At 58.9% G+C, this 14,640-nt stretch carries 9 protein-coding genes; 6 read left to right on the top strand and 3 right to left on the bottom strand.

Features of this window, described 5'->3' with window-relative positions; genetic code table 11:
• Positions 1 to 236: 236 nt before the first annotated feature.
• On the bottom strand, positions 237 to 1,313 hold the full coding sequence (gene mtnA, locus PPUTUW4_RS06950) for an S-methyl-5-thioribose-1-phosphate isomerase (protein WP_015093978.1): 1,077 nt from the start codon (positions 1,311 to 1,313) through the stop codon (positions 237 to 239).
• 108 nt (positions 1,314 to 1,421) lie between these two features.
• Here mtnA and PPUTUW4_RS06945 point away from each other — a divergent pair, with 108 nt between their 5' ends.
• From PPUTUW4_RS06945 to PPUTUW4_RS06925, 5 genes are all read left to right on the top strand, one after another.
• Complete coding sequence (locus tag PPUTUW4_RS06945; RefSeq protein WP_015093977.1) at positions 1,422 to 2,756, top strand: TRZ/ATZ family hydrolase; 1,335 nt, start codon at positions 1,422 to 1,424, stop codon at positions 2,754 to 2,756.
• 58 nt (positions 2,757 to 2,814) lie between these two features.
• Entirely contained in the window at positions 2,815 to 3,513 is a 699-nt protein-coding gene (gene ubiG / locus PPUTUW4_RS06940; RefSeq protein WP_007973655.1) for a bifunctional 2-polyprenyl-6-hydroxyphenol methylase/3-demethylubiquinol 3-O-methyltransferase UbiG, read from the top strand.
• Positions 3,514 to 3,517: 4 nt separating this feature from the next.
• A complete protein-coding gene (gene mupP, locus PPUTUW4_RS06935) occupies positions 3,518 to 4,189 on the top strand; it encodes an N-acetylmuramic acid 6-phosphate phosphatase MupP (RefSeq protein WP_015093976.1) in 672 nt (223 codons plus the stop codon).
• 155 nt (positions 4,190 to 4,344) lie between these two features.
• Complete coding sequence (locus tag PPUTUW4_RS06930) at positions 4,345 to 5,085, top strand: YciK family oxidoreductase (RefSeq protein WP_015093975.1); 741 nt, start codon at positions 4,345 to 4,347, stop codon at positions 5,083 to 5,085.
• A gap of 367 nt (positions 5,086 to 5,452) precedes the next feature.
• The gene (locus PPUTUW4_RS06925; RefSeq protein ID WP_015093974.1) at positions 5,453 to 6,379 is read left to right on the top strand and encodes a GGDEF domain-containing protein; all 927 of its coding nucleotides are present in this window, start codon (positions 5,453 to 5,455) and stop codon (positions 6,377 to 6,379) included.
• 136 nt (positions 6,380 to 6,515) lie between these two features.
• On the opposite strand, the gene PPUTUW4_RS06920 is transcribed toward PPUTUW4_RS06925, so the two are convergent.
• A complete protein-coding gene (locus tag PPUTUW4_RS06920) occupies positions 6,516 to 7,310 on the bottom strand; it encodes an iron-containing redox enzyme family protein (protein ID WP_015093973.1) in 795 nt (264 codons plus the stop codon).
• Positions 7,311 to 7,353: 43 nt separating this feature from the next.
• A complete protein-coding gene (locus tag PPUTUW4_RS06915) occupies positions 7,354 to 9,813 on the bottom strand; it encodes an EAL domain-containing protein (protein WP_015093972.1) in 2,460 nt (819 codons plus the stop codon).
• 182 nt (positions 9,814 to 9,995) lie between these two features.
• Between PPUTUW4_RS06915 and PPUTUW4_RS06910 the strand changes: the two genes are divergently transcribed.
• Positions 9,996 to 14,639: a deaminase domain-containing protein gene (locus PPUTUW4_RS06910; protein ID WP_041474796.1), complete on the top strand. Its 4,644-nt coding sequence runs from the start codon at positions 9,996 to 9,998 to the stop codon at positions 14,637 to 14,639.
• Position 14,640: the final 1 nt, after the last annotated feature.

The following is a 14,640-nucleotide window of genomic DNA, read 5'->3' as shown; positions in this document are numbered from 1 at the left end:
GCATGGAGAGTAGTTAGTTGACCGGTGACAGGCTGAAAAGGGAACAGGGAGGCTTAGAGCCGTGTTGAATGAAGAAATGGGGTGGATTTTGGGTTGTTCGGTGCCTGTGCAGGCCTCTTCGCGGGCAAGCCCGCTCCCACAGTGGTTCTTTATTGTGCCGACGATTGCGGTCACACCTCGATCAACTGTGGGAGCGGGCTTACCCGCGAAAGCGATTGAACAAACGCCAACGATAATTAATGCAGACGCTTGCGGCACATCAACTGCGCCATCTTCGCCGTGTCCGGGCGTTCGACAATGCCTTTTTCGGTGACGATCGCATCGATCAGATCCGCCGGCGTCACGTCGAACACCGGATTGAAGGCATCGACATCGGCCCCGACGCGCTTGCCACCAACTTCCAGCAACTCGCGACCATCACGCTCTTCAATCGGAATGTCGTCGCCACTGGCCAGGTTCATGTCGATGGTCGAACTCGGCGCCACCACCATGAAGCGCACGCCGTGGTGCATGGCGTTGACGGCCAGCTGATAGGTGCCGATCTTGTTGGCCACATCGCCATTGGCGGTAATCCGGTCAGCGCCGACGATGACCCAGGTAGGGCCTTTGGTCTTCATGATATGCGCAGCGGCGGAGTCGACATTGAGGGTCACGGGAATGCCTTCATTGGCCAGCTCCCATGCGGTCAGCCGCGAGCCCTGCAGCCATGGGCGGGTTTCGTCGACATAGACCTGCTCGACCATCCCCTCGATGAATGCAGCGCGAATCACGCCCAGCGCCGTGCCAAAGCCGCCCGTGGCCAGTGCGCCAGTGTTGCAGTGGGTCAGGATCGCCTGGGCGTTGCCCTGATGCTTGCGGATCAGGTCGACACCCAGTTGCGCCATGGTCAGGTTGGCTTCGCGATCACTTTCGTGAATGGCAATGGCCTCGGCCTCCAGCGCCTCCAGCGGATCGGCATTGTCTTTCAGGCGATCAAGCCGGTCGTGCATGCGACCCAGCGCCCAGAACAGGTTGACCGCAGTAGGACGGGAATCGGCCAGCAGCATGAAATCCTCCTCCAGCGCCGCATACCAATCGCCACCTTCGGCAATCCGGGCACGGGCCGCGAGCACGATGCCATAAGCGGCGCTGATGCCGATGGCCGGCGCGCCACGCACCACCATCGAGCGAATGGCCTCGGCCACACCGGCTGCACTGGTGTAGGCGATCCAGGTTTCCTCGAACGGCAAAATACGCTGATCCAGCAGATGGAGAGCGCCATCACGCCAATCGATGGCCTTTACCTTTTCCGCAGCCAACAGTCGATCGCGCATCCCTCACCCCGCACTCATGAACAAAAGCCGCCGATTATAGCGATCCCCCCGCGAAGACGCTCGGGTATACTTCGCCATTCTTTACAAAAGCACTGGAACCGACCCTCGATGCCGAACACTGCCGCTGCGCTCGACCTGTTATTGCTGCCGACCTGGCTGGTACCCGTCGAACCCGCTGGCGTCGTCCTCAAGGAACATGGCGTGGGCATCCGTGATGGACGCATCGTGTTTATCGGCCCACGTTCCGCCGCACTGAAGCTTAACGCAACCGAAATCCGCGAATTGCCCGACATGCTGCTCAGCCCCGGCCTGATCAATGCCCACGGGCACGCGGCGATGACACTGTTCCGCGGCCTGGCCGATGACCTGCCATTGATGACCTGGCTGGAAAACCACATCTGGCCCGCCGAAGCCAAGTGGGTCGACGAAGACTTCGTGCGCGACGGCACCGACCTTGCCATCGCCGAGCAAATCAAAGGCGGCATCACCTGTTTCTCTGACATGTACTTCTTCCCGAAGGTTGCCAGCGAGCGCGTGCACAACAGCGGCATTCGCGCGCAGATCGCGATTCCGATCCTCGACTTCCCCATTCCGGGCGCGGGCTCCGCGGATGAGGCCATTCGTCAGGGCGTTGAACTGTTTGGCGATCTCAAGCACCACGAACGCATCAAAATCACCTTCGGCCCCCACGCACCCTACACCGTGGGCGACGAGAACCTGGAAAAAATCCGGGTAATCGCCGAGGAACTGGACGCCTCGATCCACATGCACGTGCATGAAACCGCCTTCGAAGTGCAGCAGTCGGTCGAGCAGCGCGGTGAACGCCCGCTGGCCCGCCTGGCGCGCCTGGGCTTGCTGGGGCCGCGTTTCCAGGCGGTTCACATGACCCAGATCAGCGATGAAGACCTGGCACTGCTGGTAGAAAGCAACAGCAATGTGATTCATTGCCCGGAGTCGAACCTGAAGCTGGCCAGCGGGTTCTGCCCGGTCGAGCGCTTGTGGCAGGCGGGGGTCAATGTCGCGGTCGGCACCGATGGCGCGGCGAGCAACAATGACCTGGACCTGCTCGGCGAAACCCGCACCGCGGCCCTGCTGGCCAAGACTGTCGCCGGCTCGGCCACCGCGCTGGATGCCCATCGCGCCTTGCGCATGGCCACCCTCAATGGCGCCCGTGCCCTGGGTATCGAGACCGAAACCGGCTCGCTGGAAATCGGCAAGGCCGCGGACATGGTGGCTTTCGACCTCTCCGGCCTGGCCCAGCAACCGGTCTACGACCCGGTTTCGCAGCTTATATACGCCACCGGCCGGGACTGCGTGAAACACCTTTGGGTTGCCGGCAAGCAACTGCTCGACGACCGTCGCCTCACTCGCCTTGATGAACAACAGCTTTGCGCTGTCGCGAAGGCCTGGGGCCAGCGCATCAGTGGCCGTACCGAATCGTAAGCACCCCGGAACGCCATCCGGGGCAACAGGATTTTTCAAGTTTTAGAGGACTTAGACCATGAGCAACGTCGACTACGCCGAAATCGCCAAATTCGAGGCCCTGGCCCATCGCTGGTGGGACCGCGAAAGCGAATTCAAACCGCTGCACGACATCAACCCGCTGCGGGTCAACTGGATTGACGAGCGGGTCAATCTGGCCGGCAAGAAAGTTCTCGACGTGGGTTGCGGCGGTGGCATCCTCAGTGAAGCCATGGCCCAGCGCGGCGCGACCGTGACGGGTATCGACATGGGCGAAGCGCCGCTGGCGGTTGCCCAGTTGCATCAACTGGAATCGGGCGTCAACGTCGAATACCGGCAGATCACCGCCGAAGCCCTGGCCGAGGAAATGCCGGAGCAGTTCGACGTGGTCACCTGCCTGGAAATGCTTGAGCACGTGCCGGACCCGTCGTCGGTCATCCGCGCCTGCTTCCGCATGGTCAAGCCCGGCGGCCAGGTGTTCTTCTCGACCATCAACCGCAACCCGAAGGCGTACCTGTTCGCCATCGTCGGCGCCGAATACATCATGAAGCTGCTGCCGCGCGGCACCCACGACTTCAAGAAATTCATCCGCCCTTCCGAACTCGGCGCCTGGAGCCGCATGGCCGGCCTGACCGTCAAGGACATCATCGGCCTGACTTACAACCCGCTGACCAAGCACTACAAGCTGGCCGCCGACGTGGACGTCAACTACATGATCCAGACCCTGCGCGAGGAATAAGCCGATGCCAATCAGAGCAGTTCTTTTCGACATGGACGGCACCCTGCTCGACACCGCGCCAGACTTCATTGCGATCTGTCAGGCGATGCGTGCCGACCGCGGCTTGCCACCGATGAACGACAAGCACATCCGCGACGAGATTTCCGGCGGTGCCAAGGCGATGGTCGCCGTGACCTTCGCCATGGATCCGGAATCGCCGGGGTTCGAAGAGTTGCGCCTGGAGTTCCTGGAGCGCTACCTCGTCGGTTGCGCGGTGCACAGCAAGCTGTTCGACGGCATGGCCGAGTTGCTCGCCGATATCGAGAAAGCCAACCTGATCTGGGGCGTGGTCACCAACAAGCCACTGCGCTTCGCCGAACCGATCATGCAACAACTGGGGCTGTCCGAACGTTCGGCGCTGCTGATCTGCCCGGATCACGTGAAGAACAGCAAGCCGGATCCGGAGCCGCTGATCCTGGCGTGCAAGATGCTCGACCTGGACCCGGCCAGCGTGCTGTTCGTCGGCGACGACCTGCGCGACATCGAGTCGGGCCGTGATGCCGGCACCAGGACGGCTGCGGTGACCTTCGGCTACATCCACCCCGACGATAACCCGCGTCACTGGGGTGCGGACGTGGTGGTCGATCATCCGCTGGAGTTGCGCAAAGTGCTCGATAGCGCGCTCTGCGGCTGCTGAATCTCTTTACTGAGCTCGCCCACTGTAGGAGCGAGCTAGCTCGCGAAAAACCTGAGAGCGCCGCGGGGTGCCAGGCTCGTCGCGTAATCGTTGACGACCATCGCGAGCAGGCTCGCTCCTACAAGGTTCGCTCGTTCTGATCTGTTGAGGTTTTTATGTTTGATTATTCCGCCCGCCCCGAACTGCTCAAGGATCGGGTCATCCTGGTCACCGGTGCAGGACGCGGCATCGGCGCCGCAGCGGCAAAGACTTACGCCGCCCACGGCGCAACCGTGTTGCTGCTGGGCAAGACCGAAGCCAACCTGACCCAGGTCTACGACGAAATCGAAGCCGCCGGCCATCCACAACCGGCGGTGATCCCGTTCAACCTCGAAACCGCCCTGCCCCATCAATACGATGAGCTGGCGGCGATGATCGAAAACGAATTCGGGCACCTCGACGGCCTGCTGCACAATGCCTCGATCATCGGCCCGCGCACGCCGATCGAACAGCTTTCCGGCGAAAACTTCATGCGGGTCATGCAAGTCAACGTCAATGCCATGTTCATGCTCACCAGCACATTGCTGCCGCTGCTCAAGCTGTCACAGGACGCCTCGGTGGTGTTCACATCCAGCAGCGTCGGTCGCAAGGGACGTGCGTACTGGGGCGCTTACGGCGTCTCCAAGTTCGCCACCGAAGGCCTGATGCAAACCCTGGCTGACGAAGTCGACACCGTGGCCCCGGTACGCTCCAACAGCATCAACCCGGGCGCTACCCGCACCAGCATGCGCGCCCAGGCTTACCCGGGTGAAAACCCGCTGAACAACCCGACGCCCGAGGAGATCATGCCGGTCTACCTGTACCTGATGGGCCCGGACAGCACCGGTATCAATGGTCAGGCGTTCAACGCCCAATAACGACCGTACATCGCTTTTTCGATGCCGCGCCGGCTTCCCGACGCGGCACTCGAAGACACCCCATGCACCTGTCAAACAAACGTCACACGCTGCGCCATACAGGTTATAGATGATGCACAACCATTTGATTTAATATGAATTTTATTCTGATGAACCGAATGGCACGACTTTCGCTCTAAGTTTGCTCAGACACGCAACGTGAAAGCAGACGGGGTGAAGCATGGGTGCAGAAGTTACTCATCTTCCACAAAGCAGATTAAACTTGTACGAAATGTCCTACGGGACTGACGGACCAGTACGACGCGCAGCCCTAAGCCGCTCTCACCCTGCTTGTAAGACAGCCTTACTGCTCAGGGGCGCACGCCTAATGAAACCACCTTCCCAGACCAACGCAATTGACTTCGATAGCGCCAAATTGCAGCGCCTGGGCTTTGGTCAGCAACCGCCTCTTCTGGAACGGCCCGTCTGCCTTGCGCAAATGCGCCAGCAACTGGGCCTGCAACTGCAAACCAGTCTGGAACCGCAGCGCATTCTTGGGACTTTCTATCGCGAGATTCAGCGATTGGTGCCGCTGGACGCCTTGTGTTACCTGCACAAGAGCAGCGATCTGCGCCTGGAGTTCGGCCAGCGTGGTCACCATTCCATCAGTTACAGCCTCAGCCACGATGGCGAACACCTGGGTGAACTGATTTTCCGCCGCAATCAGCGTTTCAGCGAACAGGAACAGGGCAATCTCGAATCACTGCTGGCTACGCTGCTGTTTCCGATGCGTAATGCGCTGCTTTACCGTACCGCCACCCAAAGCGCACTGCGCGACCCGCTGACGGGCACCGGTAACCGCATCGCCATGGACCAGACGCTGCAAAGGGAAATCGAGCTGTCCCGGCGCCATCTGCAACCGTTATCGGTGTTGATGCTGGACATCGATCATTTCAAGCTGGTCAATGACACCCATGGCCACAGCACGGGTGATCACGTGCTAAAGGCGGTCGCCGCCTCGATCAAGAACCAGCTGCGCAACGTCGACATGGTGTTCCGCTATGGCGGTGAAGAGTTCCTGATACTGCTGTCCAATACCAGCCGCGAAGCCGCGGCCATGGTGGGGGAACGGCTGCGGTTTGCTGTTCAGGCTGAGGAGTACCTGGCCGACGGTCATACGATCTTGCTGACAGTCAGCCTCGGCTGTTCGACCCTGTTGCCCGGCGAGTCCGCCGACAGCCTGTTGCGGCGGGCAGACAGTGCACTGTATGTGGCCAAGCGCGAAGGTCGTAACCGGCTGGAGATGGCGGGCTGAGTCATTAGCTGCGACACAAGACAATGTGGGAGCGGGCTTGCTCGCGAAGGCGGCGTATCAGCTGACATCTAAGCTGAATGACACTCCGCTTTCGCGAGCAAGCCCGCTCCCACAGTTTTATTGCGTGATAGCTGAATCAGCCTTCGGCCAATGCCATCCGCTCACGCACGACCGGCGCCCGCTCTGCGTGCTCCAATTGCATGCAACGCTCGAGAAACAGGTACATGTAGTCGTAACTCTTGCAAACGGCCTGGCGCAACTCCACCTGCAGGGCTTTGCTCGGGTTGGTGCCCGCCAACGTGCAGATGATTTCCAGGGCTTCCCACGGGTGGGCATCGTCGTACTGGGCATGCATCTTCAGCCACTTCATCGCCCGCTTGCGATCCTCCTCGGGGAACGAGGCGGCGTAGATACCGTTGGAACAAACGAGTGCCGACCATTCCCCGGTCGCTCCTTCGATGGCGTAATTGGTGGCGGCAATCGCAACGATCAGCGAGTCGGCCGAACTGGTGTGCCAGCACCAATGGCTCAACGCGTGAAGCTCCGGTGCAACCTGCTGTGCCTGCAGGTCCTCCAGGCTGACACCGTGCGAGCGACTCCAGTGCACCCAATAATCGGCGTGGTTCAATTCGACGCGGATGTTGCGCATCAGCCAGCGACGGGCCATGTCTTCGCCGGGATGACGGGCGAAGCGGGTCTTGGTCAGGTTTTGTGCCATATACAACGCGAACTGTTCGACCACCGGCCAACCACCGATCAGGTATTGGCGCATGGTCTTCGCACTGAGCTTGTTGTCTCGCATGCGTTGGTACAGTTCGTGTTCGACAACCCGGCGCTTGCTCTCGCTGCAGTCCTGGATCAGGCGCTGGGCCCAGGCAGGGTAACTTGCAGCTTCCATGAGCGGTCCGGTTCGGTTGAATGTGTCGATCACTGTCGAGCTCCTTTTGATTGTGATTGTAAGACCGGCAGGAATTTCAACGGAACGTGCCAGGGGCCTTGAACAACATCGGCTGGGGCCTGGCAGGACGACTCAACAAGCTATCGCTGGTAAACAGATGCGGGCGTTCAATCACATACCCTTGAGCGTAATCAACCCCGATCTCCAGCAATGCCTGCTCGATCTGGGGCGTTTCGACAAACTCGGCAATCGTGCGCTTACCCATGACATGGCCGATGTGATTGATCACCTCGACCATGGCGCGGTTTATCGGGTCCTCCAGCATATCCTTTACGAAACTCCCGTCGATCTTCAGGAAGTCTACAGGCAAATGTTTCAGGTACGCGAATGAGGACATTCCGGCACAAAAGTCGTCCAGTGAAAAATGGCATCCTAAGCCTTTGAGTTCATTAATGAATCGAATGGCGCTGCCAAGATTTGAAATAGCACTGGTTTCAGTAATTTCAAAACAAATCATTTCAGGCGGAATCGAATAGGTCACAAACTGTTCACGCAGGAAGTCGAGGAACGCCTCATCCCCGATCGTCGTGCCTGACAGATTAATCGCACACATGGCCAGCGGGCCTTGGCCTCGCTCGGCCCGACATTGGGCAATGATCTTGAACACGTTCTGCACCACCCAACGATCAAGCGAGCTCATCAGGCCATAACGCTCGGCAGCCGGAATGAAGCTGTCGGGCAAGATCATCCGCCCGGCTTCATCATGCAATCGCAGCAGAATTTCAATATGCCCGCCGTCCTGCTCGACATGACCCAAGGGGACGATTTCCTGGGCATACAGGCAGAAGCGGTTTTCCTCCAGCGCCATATGCAAACGTTGCACCCAGGCCATTTCGCCGAAACGCAGGGACAGTTCCGAGTCATCCGGATGATAGACCTGGACCCGGTTGCGGCCCTTTTCCTTGGCCATGTAGCACGCCATGTCAGCAGCACGCAGCGAGACTTCGAGCGTCGTCGGATTCTGCGCGACATGAACCAGCCCGATACTGACAGTGGTGACGAAAGGCCGGCCCTTCCAGACAAAATGCAGATTCTGCACAGTCTGGCGCAGGCTCTCGGCAATTTTCTCCGCCGCTTCCGGCGCACAGTTTTCCAGCAGGATGCCAAACTCGTCGCCGCCCAGGCGCGCCAGGGTATCGCCTTCGCGCAGCCCCGACTGCAGCAAGGCGCAGATATGCCGCAACAGTTCGTCGCCCGCCGCATGGCCGCAGGTATCGTTGACCAGCTTGAACTGATCCAGATCGAGGAACATCAGGGCATGGCGCCCCGAGTAGCGGGTCAGGTTGTGCAGCGCCTGTTCCAGGCGATATTCGAATTCACGGCGGTTGGCGAGTCCGGTCAAGGCATCGTGGGTCGCCTGCCATGACAGATTGGCGATGTATTGCCGCTCCTGGGTCATGTCATGCAGCACCAGCACCGTACCGCTGACTTTGCCGGCATTGCGGATGGGCGCGCCCACCAGTGTGACCGACACCGTGCTGCCGTCCAGGCGTTGAATCAGCTTGGAGTGCTCGCTGCCGCCACTGAGCTGGCCGCTGAGAATATGTTCGATAAGGGTGAAGCCATCGGTCTGGGCCTCTTCATCCAGCAGGTTGAACAGCGCTGCCAGCGGCAAGCCTGTCGCCTGCTCGGCCTTCCAGTGGGTCAATGCCTCGGCCGCCGGGTTCATGTAGGCAATCGCACCGGAAACATCTGTGGTGATCACGCCGTCGCCAATCGATTGCAGGGTGATCTGCGCCCGTTCTTTCTCCAGTTGCAGTGCATCGGCGAAGGCATGGCGCTGCTTGAGCAGCTTGCGGGTGCGCATCAGCGCCAGCGCAATCAATCCAAGCGCAGTGGCGAGGTTAGTCAGCAGCAGCAGACGAAGAATGACCCGCGACCCTTCCCCCAGTGCATCACTGAAGGCTTTCGCCGCCGGAGTCACTTCATCATTGATCGCGAAGATCTGCTCCTTCCAGCGCTGGATATCCGCATCAGAGGCAGGGCGGGTATTGATGTGCTGATGCATGTCCCTGGCAACGTCATCGAGCTTGGCCAGATAGGCATCCCCCACGGTCCACAAGTCGATGGCTTTTTCGAGGTAACTGAAGTGACGAAAGTTGAGGTACAGCCAGATCAGGCTGGAAACGTCGTCCGGGTGGTTGCCCCCCTTGAGGATCGCCAGCCTCGCCGCTTCGATGTCTGGCGGTTGCTGATCCAGCGCCACACGCAATTCATGCCCGCCTTGAGGCACGGAAATGGCGCTCTGGTACTTATCAAATATCCCTTCGTCGCCGCTGTCGGCGTAGAGGTTCAGGTAATAGATGGCATCTTTCTGGCCCTTGGACCAAAGGCTTTCGCCGGCAACATAGCCACGAACAGCCGACAGCACATAAAGGCTAACGCCGCCCAGCAAGGCTTGAAACAACACAACGGCGATAAATGGCCAGACAATGCCCAACAACCGTGGCGTTCCGAGAGTCCGCGTTTGATTCATGAGGTCCCTTGCATTAGCACTGCTTGCTCGTCTTCCGGACGTAATCGCTTTAGCCAGACTAGGGCGCGATTGCGCTTCCGGCAAGCCGGACACTGTACATCGTGCGACACATATGTACCGCATGCGCAAAGAACGAAACTCCGACACTGCCGGCTCTCATCCATTTCCAGAGCCGCTATCTCATGCAATCTCCAACTTCAACGCCCACCCCGTTGCAGCGACATGCCAGCCAACAGGCCGAATACGAGGCGTTATTGACCGCCTTGTCAGCCGTGCAAACGGCATCTTCCGAAATCAGTGGTTATTACATGCCTCCCCAGGCGGACTCCCCCCTGGGTATTGAGCACAATCACGCGCAAGCCCTGCTGCTGGCGCTTTTCGAAGATGCCGGTGACAAGGTGTTGTCTGAGCATCTTCGCCCCATTGAAGGACTGCTGACCGAAGTGAACGGCGTCGCCGATCAGTGTGTTTTCTCAACGACCCGCAAAGATGGCTCCGTCGCCCTGCACAGGATCAATGACGTAACAAATTCCGCCAGCGCGATTCGAGCCTTTCAACGGGCGCTGGTGAGTATAGGGGGGTACATACGCACCGACAGGTTGCTGCCCTTGCCGCAGTGCCTGAAGTTTTACGGCCTGACATTGCCAGCCGCAAACAACACAGAGTCCCTGACCCGACTGATTGAAGAGGTGCAGGAAAAACGCGCCATTCACCGATTGAACCTGGAACAGGGGCTGCAAATCAGTGAACTGATAGAACCGCACCATCCCCCCCTGATTCTCAACGTCATCAGCGAAATCGTCACAACTGAAGCCAGCTCCGTCATCGACACCCTGGCCAATGACGTCACGCCGCCGATTACGCCACAGCAACTGAACACCCAGCCTACGGCCTGCCTTGAGCGTCTGCTCGACACCCCGAAGGCACAAAACGTGGCCAGGCGCCTGCTCGAAACACTCGACTGGTACGGCGGAGAACCCGACGAAGAAACGGTTCCAGACATTGGCGCAAAACTGCTGCTGGAAGCGTTGCGACTGTGGTACGACCTGACGCATACCGATGCGCCACACAGCATTGCCGGCTACTCATTGCAACAACGCGGCAACCACGGCAAAAGCTACGCGGATATCCTCGAAAGCTTCCGGCAACACCTGAAGGACTCACATTACGCGATAACGCCAACCGAAAGAGCGTTGCTGGGAAGGCTCGGTCAAGCCGGGTTTCCAGTTGAATTCCAGGTGCGCGATATTCCCCACGACTTGCCCTATGCCACGTCTATCGTCTGGGTCAACTTCGTTCACGGCGCCCATCTCGCTCATGCACTGGACCCGACCCTGCTGCAACGACTGACCTTCCAGCAACTGACCGATCTACCCTTGAAAAAAAGCGAGAACGCCACAGACGCTCTGCTCCAGTTGATCGCGCTAACGCGAATTCCAGCCGCGTTGACCTGGACGCAGGCAACCGGGGTGTTGGCACATAGCGCGCAAACCAGCGACTCCCGGGAAAGCAAAATGGAAGCCCTGAAAGCGCTGGAAGACCACACACGGCAATTGAATGATGCGATCGTCCAACTCGATACCGCCCCCCCACAACGACTGAAGCTGGCGGAACAGCAGCTGAAGGTGGCATTGACCAACGATATTTCGATCGACCCCCTGAGCATCCGCCTTATGCGCGACCTTTATCGGTCAGGCAGACGCGTTGAACGCGGTATCCTGGATACCCCGGTTGTGCCGCAGGCAACCTGGCCGCTGCTCGAGGTGTATGCCTCAGGTGGCTTGAAGCCCGGCAGCAAGTGGTACATCAGCAGGGATGGCAAGACCGCGAGCTTTTGGATCAGATTGTCCACTGATCGCAAGTTTGAATCGGGTTTGGCAAATCCTGACACCCCTGCTTCCCGGATCTTGTTGCTGCAACACAACCGCACACTGCCTGATATCGATGAACTGTTCGACAAGCAATTCAAAAGCTACCTCGACGAGACAAAAAAAGCCTACGAAGTCCTGATCAAAAGCCTGTTGGTCACACTGCCGTGGGCCGATCGCAAGGCGCTGGAGCATGGCGAAGTCAGGATTCTCAGCCTTCGGGATGAAACCGGGCGCAAAGCCGATGAAGAAACCGCAGCACACACCCTGCCGCTCAGGGCGCGCATGGGATTTGTGCTGCAAGCCGCTTACGGGAAAGACGTGCTCTTCTATGAGTGCCTGCCCCGTGCTGGTGTCATAAGGCCGCGCACTGATGTGACAACCGCCCATGTCGGAGGCGTTCGTGACAAGTTTTTTTTCGTCAACCGCTGGGCTGAAGAGGACTATGACTTCTATATCGCCATACGCCCACATCGCCTGCCATTCGATCGCGATGCCCATACATCCGGCACACCCCCGAGAGCAGGAACCACCTGTCGCGCGATTCTTGATCCGCTCGGCAACGCCCTCCCCCCTACTCCAACTCCGCCGGCACATCATGACTATTCGCCCAATTTCACACTGACGTCTCCCCGTACGCAGCAAATCGCGTCCTTTATTGCAACCCAACTGTTTTTTCTTGATGAACAGGAACTGCGCCGCGAAGCCCGGGGTACCACACAATACGAACGCGACCTCGACGAAAAACCCTGGATCAACAACCTCAAGGGCTTCGTACCCTTCTGGGGCAGCCTCGAAGACCTTCAATCGGACCAGTTCGGTGATCGCGTGCTCGGCGTAATCGGCCTGGCGCTCGATATCGTGTCGTTTGTGATGCCCTTGGGTAAGTTCGCTGCCGGGAGCATCCGCTTGGCCGCCCGAGCCGGCAGGATGGGAATTCGTGCGACTTTGCCGCGAATGGCAGATCTGTCCAGAATCCTGGTGACTTCGAGCTTGAAAAACCTCAACCCTCTGGACGGTGCGAGCGACTTGTTACGGCTCATCGGACGGGGAGTGAAAGGCGCAGGACGCGCAGCGGTCCATCTCGAGAGGCGGGCGATGTTCCAATTGAAAAAACTCGCCGGCAAGGCCGATAGCTATGACTTTGTCAGCAGCCTGCCCCAGGCAACCGAACCGGGACGCTGGAAACCGCTGATGAATGCCGACCAACTGGGTGTCGTCAAAGGCATCGAAGATGTTCCGCTGCGAAAGATCGACGGCCACCATTACTTGATTGACCCGCTGTCTACTCGCCCCTACGGCCCGCGGCTCACTGCCCTGGATCATGAGTTGTCACTCGGGCGCTCCAGTTACAACCGAGTGAATAAAACCGACGACCTGATTCTCTTTGAACTCCCGGATCAGGCTCACGTTCGCTATCAGTTCGATATCGATGGGCGCACGACAGTCTTCATCGACGACGCTCCCTACCGCCTGGATGGCGAAGACCTGCGCCGCGTCGAAATGATCGATGACAGCGGCGCATTGACGTCAGTCCCCTGTCGGCCACGCCGCGCGCCAGACAACGGCAGCGAATGCCGCAGCAGTTTTGTGACAGGAACGCCCGCCCCGACGCCGGAAGTCGGCTCATTCGACGAAACCAAAGGTTACGCCCCCTGGTTTGGCGACAGGGTGTCCGAAGCGGTTATCCGGCCAGGTCATAACGGTCAGTTTGTCACCCATGAGGGAAATCTTTATCAGGTCATCGACAACAAACCGACCCTTTACCCTGGTGACATCACCGAACTTGGCTTTGCCAGGAAGTGGCTGGTGCCCCGCCGCGAGATGCCGGCCAACCTGATGTTCCGCAAAGGCATTTATGGCCGTATCGAAGTCAAGGGGGTTTACGAGGGCGCCGAGGACCCGCACCAGATCGGGGCCATTCTGGTGCCATCCATCGATGAATCGAGCACTTATGTTTTCAGCCGAATCAACACCGACAAATGTTACGTCGCGACAGTGCCCAAGGGACAAAACCTGAGCGAGCCACTGACGTTGAAACGCCTGTTCAAGGCTGACATGGCTGAAGACACCCTGGGTGCGGAACTGCTAACGGTGTACACCGGGTCATTGAGCGCCAATAACATCGCGCGCATCCACGGCGAGGAAGCCCTTGAGCTCGCGATGAAAACCATGGACGAAATCGCCATTCCCATCGGAGCGGCCCCTAACCCACCGGGCAACATGAAATTCCTGAAGGTCGACACCAGTCCTGGAGAAGCGCTGATGTTCGATCATGCAACCCGAATGATCGTCACTCGAATGCCTGAAGGCGCCACGACCTGGAGCAGGAGCAAGGATGCTCCGGAGGACTTGCGTCAAAGCACCGCCAATATTTTCGATGCCTTGTTCATGGAGCCGACGATCGACGCCAGTAATGCCAACAGCGCGCTGAGGATCAACCAGACCATGCAGAAGCTGCACCAGTTGATACCCAGACGTCAACGCTCCTTCAATCCAAGAAACATTGCCTACGCCGACGTCATGACAAGCAGTGGACAACGGGAAATCTACGTCAGCGTTTCCGGCGCCCAGCAAGCAACCGATCACTTGCCGCTGTTCAAACAGCATCTTGGAGCGGATTCAGTTCAGGTTGGTGAATCGACCTACTTCAACATCGACATGAATCAGCGCTTTCCCTACACCTCTCTCGATATGACCGCTGAGGGCAAGTTGCTGGCCGTGCCGACGACCATCAAGGACATCGGCACTTACAAGCCAGCGCAGTCGAAAAAACCGACATCACTGGACAGCGAAAGCAAGTTGATCCGCGTGATCCGGGAAAAATACCCCGACCCCAAGGCAATCAAGTCCGTCAACATCGCCACAACGATGCCCCCTTGCGAGTCGTGCTCGATCGTGATGAAAGAGTTCGGCTACGACGGTGGGGAAAACGCGCTCCAGGTGCTGTGGAGTTAAA

Origin of the sequence: Pseudomonas sp. UW4, from assembly GCF_000316175.1 — a bacterium.
GTDB classification, from domain to species: domain Bacteria; phylum Pseudomonadota; class Gammaproteobacteria; order Pseudomonadales; family Pseudomonadaceae; genus Aquipseudomonas; species Aquipseudomonas laurylsulfatiphila.
Note: the sequence above shows the minus strand (reverse complement) of the source record. Positions and strands in the feature narration are given on the sequence as shown.